General features: G+C 59.0%; 18 protein-coding genes and 1 tRNA gene. 6 read left to right on the forward strand and 13 right to left on the reverse strand.

All coding sequences use genetic code 11. The features are described 5' to 3' along the window. The first annotated feature begins 3 nt into the window (after positions 1–3). From PSH73_RS19810 to PSH73_RS19825, 4 genes are all read left to right on the forward strand, one after another. Complete coding sequence (locus PSH73_RS19810; RefSeq protein ID WP_057960516.1) at positions 4–1380, forward strand: L-serine ammonia-lyase; 1377 nt, start codon at positions 4–6, stop codon at positions 1378–1380. 39 nt (positions 1381–1419) lie between these two features. Further along, the gene (gene gcvT, locus PSH73_RS19815; protein ID WP_057960517.1) at positions 1420–2544 is read left to right on the forward strand and encodes a glycine cleavage system aminomethyltransferase GcvT; all 1125 of its coding nucleotides are present in this window, start codon (positions 1420–1422) and stop codon (positions 2542–2544) included. Positions 2545–2932: 388 nt separating this feature from the next. After that, complete coding sequence (locus PSH73_RS19820; protein ID WP_029241865.1) at positions 2933–3145, forward strand: cold-shock protein; 213 nt, start codon at positions 2933–2935, stop codon at positions 3143–3145. Positions 3146–3241: 96 nt separating this feature from the next. Continuing rightward, positions 3242–3730, forward strand: a complete 489-nt coding sequence (locus PSH73_RS19825; protein ID WP_029300279.1) for an RDD family protein — start codon at positions 3242–3244, stop codon at positions 3728–3730. Between the two features lie 135 nt (positions 3731–3865). On the opposite strand, the gene nadA is transcribed toward PSH73_RS19825, so the two are convergent. Continuing rightward, the gene (nadA, locus tag PSH73_RS19830) at positions 3866–4924 is read right to left on the reverse strand and encodes a quinolinate synthase NadA (protein WP_029300280.1); all 1059 of its coding nucleotides are present in this window, start codon (positions 4922–4924) and stop codon (positions 3866–3868) included. Between the two features lie 220 nt (positions 4925–5144). Further along, the gene (locus tag PSH73_RS19835) at positions 5145–6035 is read right to left on the reverse strand and encodes a LysR family transcriptional regulator (protein WP_057440005.1); all 891 of its coding nucleotides are present in this window, start codon (positions 6033–6035) and stop codon (positions 5145–5147) included. A 108-nt stretch (positions 6036–6143) separates the two neighbouring features. On the opposite strand from PSH73_RS19835, the gene lldD reads away from it, so the two are divergent. Beyond that, positions 6144–7286: an FMN-dependent L-lactate dehydrogenase LldD gene (gene lldD, locus PSH73_RS19840; protein WP_120734006.1), complete on the forward strand. Its 1143-nt coding sequence runs from the start codon at positions 6144–6146 to the stop codon at positions 7284–7286. Positions 7287–7296: 10 nt separating this feature from the next. On the opposite strand, the gene PSH73_RS19845 is transcribed toward lldD, so the two are convergent. Both PSH73_RS19845 and PSH73_RS19850 read right to left on the reverse strand, forming a co-directional pair. Continuing rightward, a complete protein-coding gene (locus PSH73_RS19845; RefSeq protein ID WP_057960519.1) occupies positions 7297–7989 on the reverse strand; it encodes an RES family NAD+ phosphorylase in 693 nt (230 codons plus the stop codon). Further along, a complete protein-coding gene (locus tag PSH73_RS19850; protein WP_057440007.1) occupies positions 7983–8387 on the reverse strand; it encodes an antitoxin Xre-like helix-turn-helix domain-containing protein in 405 nt (134 codons plus the stop codon). Before PSH73_RS19850 ends, PSH73_RS19845 begins: the two co-directional genes overlap by 7 nt. A 155-nt stretch (positions 8388–8542) precedes the next feature. Here PSH73_RS19850 and PSH73_RS19855 point away from each other — a divergent pair, with 155 nt between their 5' ends. After that, positions 8543–9400: a hypothetical protein gene (locus PSH73_RS19855; RefSeq protein WP_305461235.1), complete on the forward strand. Its 858-nt coding sequence runs from the start codon at positions 8543–8545 to the stop codon at positions 9398–9400. Positions 9401–9624: 224 nt separating this feature from the next. Here the strand turns inward: PSH73_RS19855 and PSH73_RS19860 are convergent. From PSH73_RS19860 to tolQ, 9 genes are all read right to left on the reverse strand, one after another. Further along, positions 9625–9700, reverse strand: a tRNA-Lys gene (locus tag PSH73_RS19860). Positions 9701–9763: 63 nt separating this feature from the next. Next, on the reverse strand, positions 9764–10453 hold the full coding sequence (gene queC, locus PSH73_RS19865) for a 7-cyano-7-deazaguanine synthase QueC (protein WP_057960521.1): 690 nt from the start codon (positions 10451–10453) through the stop codon (positions 9764–9766). A gap of 1 nt (position 10454) precedes the next feature. Then, positions 10455–11102, reverse strand: a complete 648-nt coding sequence (queE, locus tag PSH73_RS19870) for a 7-carboxy-7-deazaguanine synthase QueE (protein WP_057441364.1) — start codon at positions 11100–11102, stop codon at positions 10455–10457. A 165-nt stretch (positions 11103–11267) separates the two neighbouring features. Further along, entirely contained in the window at positions 11268–12083 is an 816-nt protein-coding gene (gene ybgF, locus PSH73_RS19875) for a tol-pal system protein YbgF (protein ID WP_057960522.1), read from the reverse strand. A gap of 6 nt (positions 12084–12089) precedes the next feature. Then, a complete protein-coding gene (pal, locus tag PSH73_RS19880; RefSeq protein WP_029300299.1) occupies positions 12090–12590 on the reverse strand; it encodes a peptidoglycan-associated lipoprotein Pal in 501 nt (166 codons plus the stop codon). A gap of 55 nt (positions 12591–12645) precedes the next feature. Next, positions 12646–13926, reverse strand: coding sequence for a Tol-Pal system beta propeller repeat protein TolB (gene tolB, locus PSH73_RS19885; RefSeq protein WP_154220440.1), 1281 nt, complete (start codon positions 13924–13926; stop codon positions 12646–12648). A gap of 17 nt (positions 13927–13943) precedes the next feature. After that, positions 13944–15017, reverse strand: coding sequence for a cell envelope integrity protein TolA (gene tolA / locus PSH73_RS19890; protein WP_057960523.1), 1074 nt, complete (start codon positions 15015–15017; stop codon positions 13944–13946). Next, positions 15017–15469: a protein TolR gene (gene tolR / locus PSH73_RS19895; protein ID WP_162473200.1), complete on the reverse strand. Its 453-nt coding sequence runs from the start codon at positions 15467–15469 to the stop codon at positions 15017–15019. Before tolR ends, tolA begins: the two co-directional genes overlap by 1 nt. Before the next feature lie 23 nt (positions 15470–15492). Then, positions 15493–16188 carry a protein TolQ gene (gene tolQ, locus PSH73_RS19900; protein ID WP_029300305.1) on the reverse strand — a complete coding sequence of 232 codons (696 nt, stop codon included), beginning with the start codon at positions 16186–16188 and terminating at the stop codon, positions 15493–15495.

The raw sequence follows: 16188 nt of genomic DNA on the forward strand, positions 1-16188 counted from the left end.
CTCATGTCTTTAAGCGTGTTCGACCTGTTCAAGATTGGCATCGGCCCCTCCAGTTCCCACACCGTTGGCCCGATGCGTGCCGCCGCCCGCTTCGCCGAGGGCCTCAAGCGGGACGACCTGTTGCACGCCACCACCTGCGTCAAGGTGGAACTCTACGGTTCACTCGGCGCCACCGGCAAAGGCCACGGCAGTGACAAGGCCGTGCTGCTGGGCCTGGAAGGCGAACACCCGGACACCGTCGACACCGAAACCGTGGCCGCGCGCCTGGTGCAGATGCGCGGCGACGCTCGCTTGAACCTGCTCGGTGAACACAGCATTGCGTTCAACGAGAAAGAACACCTGGCGATGATTCGCAAACCCCTCGCCTACCACCCCAACGGCATGATCTTTCGTGCGTTTGACGCAGCCGGCATCCAGATCCGCAGCCGTGAGTACTACTCGGTGGGCGGTGGTTTTGTGGTGGATGAAGACGCGGCCGGCGCCGACCGGATCGTCGAAGACGCCACGCCCCTGACCTTCCCTTTCAAGCACGCCAAGGATTTGCTTGGCCATTGCACCACCTACGGGCTGTCCATCAGCCAGGTGATGCTGACCAACGAAAGCGCCTGGCGCCCGGAAGCCGAGACCCGCAGCGGCCTGCTGAAGATCTGGCAGGTCATGCAGGACTGCGTGGCGGCCGGCTGTCGCAATGAAGGCATCCTACCCGGTGGCTTGAAGGTCAAGCGCCGTGCGGCCGCGCTGCATCGCCAGTTGTGCAAGAACCCGGAATCGGCGCTGCGCGACCCGCTGTCGGTGCTGGATTGGGTCAACCTGTATGCCCTGGCGGTCAACGAAGAAAACGCCAACGGCGGGCGCGTGGTCACGGCGCCCACCAACGGTGCCGCCGGGATTGTGCCGGCGGTGTTGCATTACTACATGCGCTTTATCCCCGGCGCCAATGAGGACGGGGTGGTGCGCTTCCTGCTGACCGCCGCGGCCATCGGCATCCTCTACAAAGAAAACGCCTCGATCTCCGGGGCTGAGGTCGGCTGCCAGGGCGAAGTGGGCGTGGCCTGTTCCATGGCCGCCGGAGCCTTGTGTGAAGTGCTGGGCGGCACCGTCTCCCAGGTGGAGAACGCCGCCGAAATCGGCATGGAGCATAACCTCGGCCTGACCTGCGACCCGATTGGCGGCCTGGTGCAGGTGCCCTGCATCGAGCGCAATGCCATGGGTTCGGTGAAGGCGATCAATGCGGTGCGCATGGCCTTGCGCGGTGATGGGCAGCACTTCGTGTCCCTCGACAAGGTGATCCGCACCATGCGCCAGACCGGCGCCGATATGAAAAGCAAATACAAGGAAACCGCCCGTGGCGGTTTGGCCGTCAACATTATCGAGTGCTGATGCTTATAAACGCGCCAGCACGTTTTTCAGGAGCTGAATATGTCCACCGAAACCCTGTTGAAAACCCCGCTGCACGCCCTGCACCTTGAACTGGGCGCACGCATGGTGCCGTTCGCCGGTTATGACATGCCGGTGCAATACCCCCTGGGCGTGATGAAAGAACACCAGCACACCCGTGAACAGGCCGGGTTGTTTGATGTGTCGCACATGGGCCAGATCCGCCTGACCGGGTCCAACGCCGCCAAGGCCCTGGAAACCCTGGTGCCGGTGGATATCATCGACCTGCCCGTGGGCATGCAGCGCTACGCCATGTTCACTAACGACCAGGGCGGCATCCTCGATGACCTGATGGTCGCCAACCTGGGTAACGACGAGCTGTTTCTGGTGGTCAACGCCGCCTGCAAGGATCAGGACCTGGCGCACCTGCGCCAGCATCTGGGCGAGCAATGCCAGATCGAGCCACTGTTTGAAGAGCGCGCCCTGCTGGCCCTGCAAGGCCCGGCAGCGGTGAAAGTACTGGCGCGCCTGGCGCCGGAAGTGACCAAGATGACCTTTATGCAGTTCGCGCCCCTGCGCCTGCTGGGGGTCGAGTGCTACGTCAGCCGTTCCGGCTATACCGGCGAAGACGGTTTTGAGATCTCGGTGCCTGCGGCCAGTGCCGAAAGCCTGGCCCGTAGCCTGCTGGCCGAAACTGAAGTCGAAGCTATCGGCCTCGGCGCCCGCGACTCCCTGCGCCTGGAAGCCGGGCTGTGCCTCTATGGCCACGATATGAACACCGAGACCACGCCGATTGAAGCCAGCCTGCTGTGGGCGATTTCCAAGGCCCGTCGCGCCGATGGCGCGCGTGCCGGGGGCTTCCCGGGGGCAGATCGGATTTTCACCCAGCAGCAAACCGGCGTCAGCCGCAAACGCGTTGGCCTGCTGCCCCAGGAACGCACCCCGGTCCGTGAAGGCGCCGAGATTGTCGATGAACACGGCACCGTGATCGGCCGTGTGTGCAGCGGCGGCTTTGGCCCGAGCCTCGGCGGCCCGCTCGCCATGGGCTACCTCGACACGGCCTTTACCGCGCTGGAGAGCGAAGTCTCTGCATTAGTGCGTGGGAAAAAGGTGCCACTTCGTGTAAGTAAAATGCCATTCGTGCCACAACGTTACTACCGTGGCTGATCGACTGTTCCTATAAGTAACGCGGTTGTGTTCATTTGCACTAATCTGTAACGCAACCGCCATAAAATAGTGCACTGACGATAGTCAATATTATATCGATTAACCTATAACAAGTGACCCACGCTATCGAATAACACAGTGCCGCAATGTTGACCGAAGTGTCATGAAGGCGAGTAAATACGTGGCTTGCAGAGGGCTTGTTTTTTCTGTGTTAGTTGTCGTAGAGTTTGCCCACTGTGTTTGCATGGGTCGCTTTGAACCTGGACCTGGGCAGTAGCCAAAGTTTGCTACAACCCGTTCGACGTCTCTTACTTTCCTGCAACCCAGCCCAGTACTCTTTCAGGTGAAAGGGGCTGTCATTAATTTTTAGCGTCAAGGAAATAAGAAAATGGCTGAACGTCAGAGCGGTACCGTCAAGTGGTTTAACGACGAGAAAGGTTTTGGTTTTATCACTCCAGAAAGCGGTGCGGATCTGTTCGTGCATTTCCGCGCTATCCAGGGCAACGGTTTCAAGAGCCTGAAAGAAGGCCAGAAAGTGACCTTCATCGCCGTGCAGGGCCAGAAAGGCATGCAGGCTGACGAAGTACAAGCAGAAGCCTGATCCTTACTGCGACAAAAAGCCTCTGATGGTGACATCAGAGGCTTTTTTATGTGCGTTTGTCCGTAAAATGGCTTTTTTCCTCCAGAGAGCCGAGCCATGTCGAAACACCTGCTAAGCCCCCAAGGCGAATTCCCCGCCGTTGGCCTGGGCCGTCGTCTGGCAGCGATGTTCTATGACTTCCTGTTGTGTACCGCCCTGCTGATCGTCACCGCCTTCCTCTATAAGCTGGTGTGGATTGCCTTTGTCGGTGAAGCGAAGATGCGCACGCTCTCGGAGTCCGGCGCCCTGGACGGTGATCCGTTGCTGTCGACGATTCTGTTTTTTGTGCTGTTTGGCTTCTTCGCCAAGTTCTGGACCCATTCCGGACAGACCCTGGGCATGCAGGTGTGGGGCGTACGTGTGCAGAATGCGGACGGCTCGCGCATCAGCCTGTGGCAGGCGCTGTTGCGTTTTGTGGTGTCGATTGCGTCGTGGTTGTGCGCGGGGCTGGGGTTTATCTGGTCGCTGGTGGACAAGAAACAGCGGGCCTGGCATGACATCTATTCGGACACGCAATTGGTGCGGATCCCGAAGAAAAAGAAATAGCCCCAGGCCAATGAAATCTAAATGTGGGAGCGGGCTTGCCCGCGATGGCGGTGTGTCAGTCACTACATGTGCAGACTGATCCACCGCTATCGCGGGCAAGCCCGCTCCCACATTTTTTGCTGCATCAGCCGTGGATCAGGCGTTGCCCGCCAGCTTCAGGCGGGCCGCCTGGGTAAAGTCCAGCATGCGCTTGAGTGGGCGCACGGCATGGGGGATCAAGGACGGCTCGACAAAGATCTCGTTGCTGCCTTCCCGCAGGCATTGCAACGTGCGCTCCAGGGTATTCATCGCCATCCACGGGCAGTGCGCACAACTGCGGCACGCCGCGCCGTTGCCGGCGGTTGGCGCTTCGACAAACACCTTGTCCGGGCACAACTGCTGCATCTTGTAGAAAATGCCGCGGTCAGTGGCGACGATAAACGTCTTGTTCGGCAAGCGCTGCGCCGCCGCAATCAACTGGCTGGTGGAACCCACCGCATCGGCCAACTCGATGACCGAGGTCGGTGACTCCGGGTGTACCAGGATCGCTGCGTCCGGGTACAGCGCCTTCATGTCTTCCAACTGCTTGGACTTGAACTCCTCGTGGACGATGCAGGCACCGTCCCACAGCAGCATGTCGGCACCGGTCTGGCGCTGGATATAGGTGCCCAGGTGCTTGTCCGGGCCCCAGATAATGGTCTCGCCGTTATCCATCAGGCTTTCGACGATTTCCAGGGCGCAACTGGAGGTCACCACCCAATCGGCACGGGCCTTGACCGCCGCCGAGGTGTTGGCATACACCACCACGGTGCGTTCCGGATGCTGATCACAGAACGCCGAGAACTCTTCCACCGGGCAACCCAGGTCCAGAGAGCATGTGGCTTCCAGGGTCGGCATCAGGATGCGCTTTTCGGGGGTGAGGATTTTCGCTGTCTCGCCCATAAAGCGCACGCCGGCGACCAGTACGGTCTTGGCCGGGTGGGCGGCGCCGAAGCGGGCCATTTCCAAGGAGTCGGAAACACAGCCACCGGTTTCTTCGGCCAGGGCCTGAATCACCGGGTCACAATAGAAGTGCGCCACCAGCACCGCGTCTTGAGCCTTGAGCTCGGCAGCAATGGCAGAACGTAAGCTTGCCTCTTGCTCGGCACTGAGCACCTTGGGCTGCTTGGCATCGAGGTGGGCTTGGACCAGAAGGCGTTCGGAAATTTGCGTCATGTTCGCAAGACCTGCAGGCGCAGTTGCGCGAAAGTCGAGTGTACCACCGGCTCCGGAGCCCTTCGGGCGCCGCCGGACGAAGTGATTGTGTTCATCAAGCACGGGTTAAGGTGAAGCTGCGCAAGGCTACAGAATATCGAATGGATTCAAAAGCCTAATATGCCGCAAAACGCCTACCCGGCGGGAGCATACGGGTGATATCCCGCGACATTGGCATCGTTTAGGGCGCAGGGACATTGCCCATTTCCCTGGCCAGGTCCAACCAGGCTCGTGCAGCCGGCGGCAGATGAGCATTGCGCCGCCAGGTCAAAGCAATATGCCAGTCGGTCTGAGGCTCATCCAGGGCAATCAGGGCAATGCCGGCATGCAAGTGTTTGTAGGCCAGCATGCGCGGCAGGAAGGCGACTCCCAGGCCCGCGCCCACCAGGTCGACGATAAAGTCGATCTGGGCGCTGCGCACCGAAACCTTCGGCGATACACCGCGACGCTCGCAGGCGGAAAGAATGATGCGGTTCAAGGCAAAACCGGCTTCGAACAGTATGAATGGCGAGTCGGACAGGTCGGAAAAATCCACACTCTCACGCCCGGCCAATGGATGGCTGCTGGGCAGGACGACCATCAGCGGCTCGACGCGCACGTCCTGATACTCAAACTCGCCCTCCACCGGCACCAGTAGCGCAGCCACATCCACCTCCCCCGCTTGCAGGCACTCGCCCAGCTTCTTGCTGCCGTGCTCGATCAGCTCAATCTCTATCTGTGGGTAACGCTGGCGGTACACTGCAAACATCGCCGCAAACAATTCACCACTGCCCACCGGCGGCAAGCCAATGCGCAATACGCCACGCTTGAGCCCCAGCAGGTCGTTGATCTCGGCGACCAAGTCACTGCGCTCGGCGAGCAACACCAGGGCGCGGCGGTAGGCAATTTCACCGGCTGCTGTCAGTTCGCTCTTATGGCCGATACGACTGAACAACGGCGTGCCCAACTCTTCTTCAAGGGTCTTGACCGCTTTGCTGACGCTCGATTGGGTAAGCGAAACCATCTCGGCCGCCTGTGAGAAACTGCCTTGGCGCACCACTTCGACAAAGGCTCGCAGCGTTCGCAGGTTCATGACTATTCCATTTGCGACTTGAATGAAGTTGTAAAAGTTGTTTTTACCATGAAATGCCTTTGACTATCCTCCACCCACCGTTTTCTTTATTCCGGGGCCTCACTGTTCATGATCATTTCGTCCGCATCGGATTACCGCGAAGCCGCACGCCGCAAACTGCCGCGTTTCCTGTTCGACTATATTGACGGTGGCGCGTACGCCGAGCACACCCTCAAGGCCAACAGTTCGGACCTGGCAGACATCAGCCTGCGCCAGCGTGTCCTGCGCAACGTCGAGAGCCTGAGCCTGGAGACCACGCTGTTCGACCAACCGCTGGCGATGCCGGTGGTCATGAGCCCGGTAGGCCTGACCGGCATGTTTGCCCGACGCGGGGAAGTCCAGGTGGCCAACGCGGCGGCCAATAAAGGGGTGCCGTTTTGCCTGTCGACCGTGTCGGTGTGCCCGATCGAGGAAGTAGCGTCGCAGACGGCGCAGTCGATCTGGTTTCAACTGTATGTGCTGAAAGACCGCGGCTTCATGAAAAACGCCCTGGAGCGTGCGCAAGCCGCCGGGGTGAAAACCCTGGTGTTTACCGTCGACATGCCCACCCCCGGCGCCCGCTACCGTGATGCCCATTCCGGCATGTCCGGCCCGTACGCCGCCCAGCGGCGCATGTTGCAGGCCGTGACCAAACCGGCCTGGGCTCTTGATGTAGGGCTGATGGGCCGCCCCCACGACCTGGGCAATATCTCCAAATACCTGGGCAAACCGACCCACCTTGAAGACTACATCGGCTGGCTCGCTACCAACTTCGACCCTTCCATCAGCTGGAAAGACCTGGAGTGGATCCGCGAGTTCTGGAAGGGCCCGATGATCATCAAGGGCATCCTCGACCCACAGGACGCCAAGGACGCGGTGAGTTTCGGCGCCGACGGCATCGTCGTGTCCAACCACGGCGGCCGCCAGCTCGATGGCGTGTTGTCCACCGCCAAGGCTCTGCCTGAGATTGCCCAGGCGGTTGGCAGCGACCTCACGGTGCTGGTGGACTCCGGGGTGCGTTCGGGGCTGGACGTGGTGCGCATGCTCGCCCTCGGCGCCCGTGGCGTATTGCTGGGACGAGCGCCTGCCTATGCGCTGGCTGCCGATGGCCAGCGCGGTGTAGAGAATCTGCTGGATATCTTTGCCAAGGAAATGCGCGTGGCCATGACCCTGACCGGGGTTACGTCGATTGCGCAGATTGATGAGTCAATCCTGGTGCGCGGGCAGATCTGACCCGCCAGCCTCAGGCTTCGCTGATTTTGCTGACACTGGTGATCTGTCCATTCCAGACCATCTCGTAATGGGCGGCCTGGACAATCGACGACACCGGCCTGGGTGTCAGCAACGCCCAGCAGTGATCGCCTTCTGAGCGCACCGACAGGTAACGAAGGCCGGGACAACCGGCCTTCTTTAGCGCGCCCCCCAAGCGCTGGGCGTGGCTGTAGTCGTCAGGGTCGTAGATCGGATCGCTCATCGGCACCGACGTCGCATCCTTCATGGCGTCGCCGGCAAAGGTGCAAGACAGCCCACGAAAAACAAAGCGCTCATAGTTAAGGCCATGAACTCCGGACCAATACTGGTTCTGGTGATAACGCACTTCTGCCAGTGCCGTCTCGACCGTGGCCGCCAGGTACAGCACGCCAAAATCACCCGCGCTGAAACGCGATCCGCCCGGATTGACGTGGGTGAACGGGGCAATGGCGTAGGAACATCCCACGATCCCGAAGGGGATTTCCCTACGGGGTATCAGCTCGATCCGACCGACCTCATTACCCAGTCGTGGGTTGGTCAGGGCCTGGATCTGATAGAGCGCCTCAAACTCGTCGGCATCCGCCACATCGTCAAACAACGCAATCGGCGGGAATTTGGAATTGACCAGGCGATGGGCGTGCAACAGCCCGCTGGGCAAATCGCCCAACTGGCTCACCTTCACCATTGCGCACCACGCAACACGTCAATACGGCGGAAGGTCTCGTACAGGGAAATCATATCGCCCTGGGCCATAACCTCGAGGGGCGAGCGCCCGTTGAAAAACGCGTTGTCGTTGGCCATCGCCGCAAAGCCGTACACGTTCTCGGGGTTATCGAACACCATGCGCAGCGTGGCGTGGATGTTCAGCACAAAGCTGATGCGCTGCATCTGGTCGGCATCCAGGCTCACCGACCACGCGGCATCGCGCTGCCGCGCACGGGTATAAGTGCTGCGCGAGATACGCAGGATGCGACAGGCCTGGTCGCTGCTGGCCTGCCATTTTTCCAGGATGCCCACGGCCGCCCGGAGTCCGGCGACACATTGCTCCCGGGTGAAGGGCTGTGCTTGAAGGGCTAGGCTCATGGTTGCCACCTCGGAATTAATCTATAGATTCAAATATAGACAACATGAGTCTGCAGAGCAAACCAGCGCTGGATAAACGTCAGCGATTACAACCAAAACCATCAGCAGTGTGGTTTTTGTATTTCGAATCGCACTTTACCGCCTGATGGGTGAGAATGGTTCCCGTCTACCTCTTCCCAATCTCTTTGTGCACGAGCCCCCAAGAAATGGAATTCAACGCGCCTTCTTCGTCCCGCTGGCTCCTGGCCTTGTTCGGTGCAAGCCTGCTGTCACTGTCCGGCTGCCAGAGCCACACCCCCGAACAGGCGGCAGCCTCAGCGGCAGCACAGCTGCAACAAAAAGACGAAAAATTCGTCACTACGTTCCAAACGATATTGCGCGGCTATGCCCTGGCCGCCAATGAACAGGAACTGACGGGGGTGATGAATATGATCCTGACCGTCGATGCGCAGAACCACGTAGTGGACTGCTCAGCCCAACGCGGAACCCTGCTGCCCAACGAGGGCCAGAACAACCTGCGCCAGGCAAAGCTGGCCAAACTGGTCACCGAACTGTGCTGGACCACCTTGTTTCCCGAAGTCTCGCCCAAGGTCTTCGCCGATGCCAAGGACACCCAAAAGATTATCGCCCCCATGGTGTTCACCCCTCTGATTGGGCTTTCGGAAGAACAGCAACAACTGCAGAAAAAGCGCATCGACCTCTACCGGCAGATCCGCTTCTTCCGTGAACAATTGTTTGTCGGGCATGACCCCCAGAGTATTGGCGTCGCGAGCTTCCACTTCATCGCCGATGCCCAGGGCAAAGTGAGTGAGTGCATGGTCAACCTGAATCAAAGCCCGTACCGCTCACAAGGCTTCAAGGTAGATAGCGCGTTGCAGCAGCGCCTTGTCACGCAGTGCAAACGACTGGACTTGCGACAGATGCAGGGGTTTGCCAACTACCCTCAAGGCCTGCCCCAGGGTTACGTGGAGGTGGACTACAGCCCTTGGATGAATGGAGCCAAGCAGCTTTGAGCCTAGGGTTGCGGCGCGGTTCAGGGGCAGCCGAAGCCCATCTTCAGCCGATCGACATCAACCCACCCACGAAATGAATGGTCGCCGCAGACGGCTGCCTGTCTAACCGGCAAGCAGCACGTCACGCTGCCAGAGAGCCCTGCGCGTGCTTTTGCACCAGGCAAAAAAAAAACCCGGAAATCCTCACTTGCGTGGGCCTTCCGGATTTTCTAAACCGCCAAAAATGGTGGGTCGTGTGGGATTCGAACCTACGACCAATTGGTTAAAAGCCAACTGCTCTACCAACTGAGCTAACGACCCGCTGTGTGGTGGCGCGTATAATACTGATTTCTAAGGATTATTCAACACCTTATTTTAAATAAATCAGAAATAACGCGTTGGGTCAGTAATTCCGGCCGCTTGGAAGCCTTCAGCGCGCAGGCGGCAGCTGTCACATTTCCTACAGGCACGACCATCATTGTCCGCCTGGTAGCAGGAAACAGTCAGCGAGTAGTCGACACCCAGCCTTACACCCGCCTTCACGATATCCGCCTTGCTCAGGTTTTGCAGCGGCGCCTGGATACGGAAGCCGTGGCCTTCTACGCCGGCCTTGGTCGCCAGGTTGGCCATACGCTCGAACGATTCGACGAACTCTGGGCGGCAGTCCGGGTAGCCGGAGTAGTCCACGGCGTTGACGCCGATAAAGATGTCACGGGCGTTGAGCACTTCTGCCCAGCCCAGGGCCAGCGAGAGGAACACGGTGTTACGGGCCGGCACATAGGTGACCGGAATGCCCTCTGTGGGCGCCTCAGGCACGTCGATGGTGTTGTCGGTCAAGGCCGAGCCGCCAATGCCATTGAGGTTCAGGCCGATTACCTTGTGCTCCACCACACCGAGGTCGCGGGCAACCCGGGCGGCGGCGTGCAACTCGGCATGGGAACGCTGGCCGTAGTCGAAGCTCATGGTGTAGCAGCTGTAACCCTCGGCACGGGCCATCGCCACCACGGTGGCGGAGTCAAGGCCGCCGGACAGCAGGATTACCGCACGTTTTTGATCAGTCGTTTGTTCAGTCATTTCAGCGTCCCGGCTCGTCATTCCAAAGGTATTTATGCAGCTGCAATTGCAGGCGCACCGGCAGGTTGTCCGCAACCACCCAATCAGCGAGGTCGCGAGCGTTCAAGTCATGGTGGCTTGGAGAGAACAACACCTCGCCGGCGCGTCGGTCCAGGCCGTACTGGATCAGCTTGGAGTTGGCCCAGTCATAGTCGTCCCGCGAACAAATGACGAACTTGACCTGGTCGTTGGCCGTCAGCAGCTCGATGTTCTCATAACGGTTGCGATGCGCCTCCTTGGAGTCCGGGGTTTTCAAGTCAACCACTCGGCTGACGCGAGGATCGACCGCGGAAATGTCCAGGGCACCACTGGTTTCCAGCGACACTTCGTAACCGGCGTCACACAGTTGCTTGAGCAAAGGAATGGCATTGGGCTGGGCCAGGGGCTCGCCGCCTGTCACGCAGACGTAGCGCGGCCGGAAGCCTGCAACCTGCTCCAGGATGTCGTCGAGGGTACGAATGGTGCCGCCGCTGAAGGCGTAGGCGCTGTCACAGTACTGGCAGCGCAGCGGGCAGCCAGTGAGGCGCACAAATACTGTGGGCAGGCCGGCAGTGCGCGTTTCACCCTGTAACGAGTAAAAAACTTCGGTGATGCGTAATGTGTCTTGCATAGTCGCCACGGGCGTAACAGCTAAACAGGCTGTCCGCCTCCGTCAGGCACTTCATGGGATCCCGGCAAAGCGTGAACCCCAAAAAGCGTATTTCATAAAAGGGCGTGGATTCTAACGAAAAAACCCGCGACAGGCGCGGGTTTCTTCCAAGCGGGACAGCACTGCTTACAAACGCTGCAAATCGCGCTGAGCCAACTGGGCAGCAGAGGTCCCAGGATATTGGGCCACTACTTGCTGCAGAATGCCTTTGACCTTGTCGGTATGACCCAGGCGGCGCTCTACGTCAGCCAGTTTGTACAACGAATCAGGCACCTTGGCATGCTTGGGGTAAAGCTGGCTGACCTTGGCAAACGCCTGGCCTGCACCTTGCAAATCACCCTTGGCCAGGTTGACCTCACCCAACCAGTACTGGGCGTTGCCCGCGTACTGGCTGTTTGGATAACGTCCCAGGAAAGCGGTGAACGCTTTGCTGGCCCTGTCGAAATCCTTGGCTTTGATCAGGTCGAAGGCTGCATCGTAATACAGCTTTTCCTTGGCCGGATCAGCCGGTTCACTGCTGGCCGCTGGGGCCTGGGCGGCTGCACCACCGGCGGCGCTTGCAGCGCCACCGGCAGAAGAATTCTCAGGAGTCGCGGCAGGTGTAACGCCGGTTCCTATACGCCGATCAAGATCCTGGTATCGCTCCAGGCCTTCTTGCTTCAGGCGGTTCACTTCATTTTGCAGAACCTCAATCGCACCTTGTTGCTGTGCCAATTGATCCTGCATGCGTTGCAGCTGGTTGAACAGCTCGCCCTGTGCCGAGGGAGCGGCAGTAACCGCTCCCCCTGCATAGGCGCCGTTCGTGCCATAACCTGCTGGTGGATAACTACTCCCACTATTGTTATAGCCAGAGTTGCTATCTTCCACGGGAACCGCAGCCCACACCGCAAGCGGTGCGAGGCTGAGAGCCAATACGGTTACTACACGACGGCACGTTCGCATGACGAATTACTTACGCAGTTCGACGCGACGGTTTTGAGCCCAGGATTGCTCGTCGTTGCCGGTAGCAACTGGACGCTCTTCACCGTAGGAAACCAGTTCCAGCTGAGCTGGGGAAACACCTTGCAGTACCAGGTAGCGCTGAACGGCTTTCGCACGACGCTCGCCCAGTGCCATGTTGTACTCACGAGTACCACGTTCGTCGGTGTTGCCTTCCAGAACAACGCGAGCGCCGTTACCTTTCAGGTCTTTCGCGTGAACGTCCAGAGCGCGCATGGCTTCTGGCTTCAGGTCCGAACTGTCGTATTCGAAGTAGAAAGTGGTGATTGCGCGCAGAGCAGCTTCTTCGCTCAGGGAGCCGTCAACTGCACCAGTGTTAGCGCCGTAACCAGCGTTTGGATCAACAGCTGCGCCTTCACCGGCATTGTCGCCGCCTTTAGACGAGCAACCAACGGCTACGGACAGAGCCAGAGCCAGAGCAGCAAACTTACCAAACTTCAGCATTTCCATCGTGAAACTCCTAATGAACCCCAGTGTGTTAAGTACTTCTTTTTGTAGCGCCGCGTCAGTTCAGGTAAGGGGACCAGGATGGTTCTCTGACTTCGCCTTGTGCGGTAGGAAGCGGGAGCCTTACGCGTCCATTAATGGACACGAGCATCAAGACTCCCCGGCCCTGCTGGCGGGTGGCGTAGATTACCATGGTGCCGTTGGGCGCAACAGTAGGCGACTCATCAAGAGTGCTATCTGTGAGGATTTTTACGCTTCCGCGCTGCAAATCCTGGGCCGCCACCTTGAAATTAGTGAAACCATCCTGGCGATGGATCATTACCAGGGTCTTTTCATCAGCCGAAAGCTTCGGATTGGCGTTGTAGTTACCGATAAAGGTCACACGCTCCGCACCGCCACCGCCAACACTGCTCTTATAGATCTGCGGTTTGCCGCCACGGTCTGAAGTGAAGTAGATGGTCGAACCATCCTTGCCCCAGAACGGTTCGGTGTTGATGCCAGGACCGGAAGTGACGCGGGTGATCTGGCGCGAACCGAGGTTCATCACGTAGATATCCGGGTTACCGTCCTTGGACAGCACGAATGCCAGGCGATTGCCATCCGGCGACCAGGCTGGCGCGCCGTTCAGGCCCTCGAAGTTGGTGATCTGCTCACGGCGACCGGTATCAATGTGCTGAACGAAGATGCGCGGACGCTTCTGTTCAAACGACACGTAGGCGATACGCTTGCCATCCGGGGCAAAACGCGGCGACAGGATTGGCTCGCGCGATTGCAACAGAGTCACTGCACGGGCACCGTCGTAGTCCGAACGTTGCAGGGTGTAGCGGGTGTTGTTCACCGAGAAACGCTCAGCCGTCACGTACAGGATGCGGGTGGAGAACGCACCTTTGATACCGACCAGTTTCTCGAACGATTGGTCGGCGATGTAGTGCGCCATGTCCCGCAGTTGGTCGACGCTGCCCGATACGCTACCGGTCAGCACTTGCTGCTCGGTGGCCACGTTGAACAGGGCGTATTGCACCTGCAAGCGACCGCCTGCTGGAACAATGCTACCGACCATCAGGTACTGGGCGCCCAGGGCTTTCCAGTCACGGTAGATCACTTCGCTACCTTGGGTCGGCTGGCTGATCATGTTCTGTTTCGGAATTGGCGCGTAGTAACCCGAGTTGCGCAGGTCATTACCAATGATTTCCGCCATATCGTCCGGCAGCACGCTGCCGCCCTGCCAGCCAAACGGTACAACCGCAATCGGAGTGGCCCGATCGCTACCGCTGGTTACCAGGATGTTCTTTTCATCCGCCGCCGCTATCCCTGCCATGCAGCAAATAACGACAAGCATTCCTCGAAGAAGGTTTCTCACAAGGCTAGATCCTCAGGTGTGAATGTCATCTTGAATGAACGATAGGGAGCGAAGTCGCTTGGTTTCATTCCCTGCATCTCGGTCAGCCGGCCAATATTCTTGACCGCTGCAACCGCCGAACTGTCGAACGAACCATCGCCACTGGACTTGGCCACGCTGACCGAAGTCACCGTACCGTCCGGCAACATGCCGATCTGCAGCACGACTGTCATGCCTTTGCGTGCCGAAGGTGGACGTGTCCAGCCTTCCGCTGCGCGCGCGCGAATCAGATCGTCGAAACTGCCTGCGACTTCATCACCACGTTCATCGGCCAAGGCCTGTTGACGTTGCGGCGTGTCGGAAAGCAAATCTGCCAGGGCCTGGGCCTTTTTATCTTCGGCGGATTTGCGCGCTGCTTCCTGGGCCTTTTTCTTGGAGGCGTCGGCGGCAGCTTTCTTCTTCGCGTCGTCGGCGATTTTCTTCTTCGCCTCGTCTGCTGCAGCTTTTTTCTTGGCGTCTTCGGCGGCTTTCTTCTTCGCGTCTTCGACTATCTTCTTCTTGGCTTCTTCAGCGGCCTTTTTCTTGGCCTCTTCTTCAGCCGCTTTCTTGGCTTCTTCTTCAGATTTCTTCTTGGCTATATCAGCCAATTGTTTCTCTTCGGCTTTTTTGGCTTCGGCAGCTTTCTCGGCTTTCTTGGCTTCATCAGCCTTTTTCGCCTCGTCGGCCTTCTTCGCTTCGTCAGCCTTTTTCGATTCCTCGGCCTTTTGAGCCGCCTCGTCTTTCTTTTGTTCCGCAGCAGCCTTCACCGCTTCCTGCTCGACCTTCTTCTGTTCCATCTGTTCGACTTCAGTCTGGCGCGCAGCCGACTTCTGGGCCTCACCCGCAATCTTCTGATTGGTCTGGGTGGTGGCCTGACTTTTCGATTTCAGCTGATACAGGGTCGCCTGCACGATCGGCTTGGCTGGCGGCAGCTCCGGGGTCATGGCAAAGCTGACAAACAGCATGCCAAACACCAGAACGTGCAGGGCTATTGCCCAGACGCTAGGCCAGAAGAAGCTTTCCGAGGCGGACGGCTCTCGCTGTTGCTGCATCAGGGCGCCTCGGTAATCAAGCCAACATTACCGACCCCGGCTTTCTGCAGCCCGCCCATGGCGCCCATGACGGAGCCATAGTCGACCGACTTGTCACCGCGGATGAACACCTGGGTGTGCTTGCCGCCTTCGTTGCCGGCGCGGATGATTTTGGTCACGGCGTCGGTCATTTGCGGCAAGGTCATGGCCTTGTCCTGCTGCTTCTGGGTATCGACTTCGCTGCCAAGGTTCCAGTAATAGGTCTTGTCAGCCTTGATCGAAATGGTCAGGACCTGGGTGTTGTTGTCCTGCGGCAAGGCTTCGCTGGAAACCTTGGGCAGATCAACTTTCACCCCCTGATTGAGCATCGGCGCGGTCACCATGAAGATCACCAGCAGCACCAGCATCACGTCGATGTAAGGCACTACGTTCATCTCGGCGACCGGCTTGCGCTTTTTGCGAGCTCGAGCGATTAAAGCCATTGGGAATTACCTGCTTATTCTTCGCTGGTGTGCACTTTACGGTGCAGGATCGCCTGGAATTCATCGGCGAAGGTGTAGTAACGGCCAATCAGGGTTTCGCTGGTGGCGGCGAAACGGTTGTAGGCGATTACTGCGGGGATTGCAGCGAACAGGCCGATGGCAGTGGCGATCAGCGCTTCGGCGATACCCGGGGCCACGGTGGCCAGGGTCGCTTGCTGGGCCGTTGCCAGGCCACGGAAGGAGTTCATGATGCCCCATACGGTACCGAACAGGCCGATATACGGGCTGACCGAACCGACGGTGGCCAGAAATGGCAGGCTCTGCTCGAGTTTTTCTTCCTCACGGGAGATCGCTACGCGCATCGCACGGGCCACGCCTTCCATGACGGCTTCCGGGTCAACGCCGGACTGCTGGCGCAGGCGGGAGAATTCCTTGAAGCCAGCGCGGAAGATCTGCTCGACGCCCGAATCCGGGTCCGGGTTGCTGCCCGCCTGGCGATACAGCTTGGACAGGTCGATACCCGACCAGAAGCGCTCTTCGAAGCTCTCCAGGGCACGTCGACCGGCACGCAGCAGGTTGCTGCGCTGAAAAATCATGACCCATGAGGTAACCGATGCGGCTACCAGGGTCAGCATGACCAGTTGAACCACGACACTGGCATTGCTGACCAGGCTCCACATGGAGGAATGGTCGACGACGGTAGGTTCCAC

Source organism: Pseudomonas sp. FP2294 (genome assembly GCF_030687625.1).
Classification (GTDB): Bacteria; Pseudomonadota; Gammaproteobacteria; order Pseudomonadales; family Pseudomonadaceae; genus Aquipseudomonas; species Aquipseudomonas shahriarae.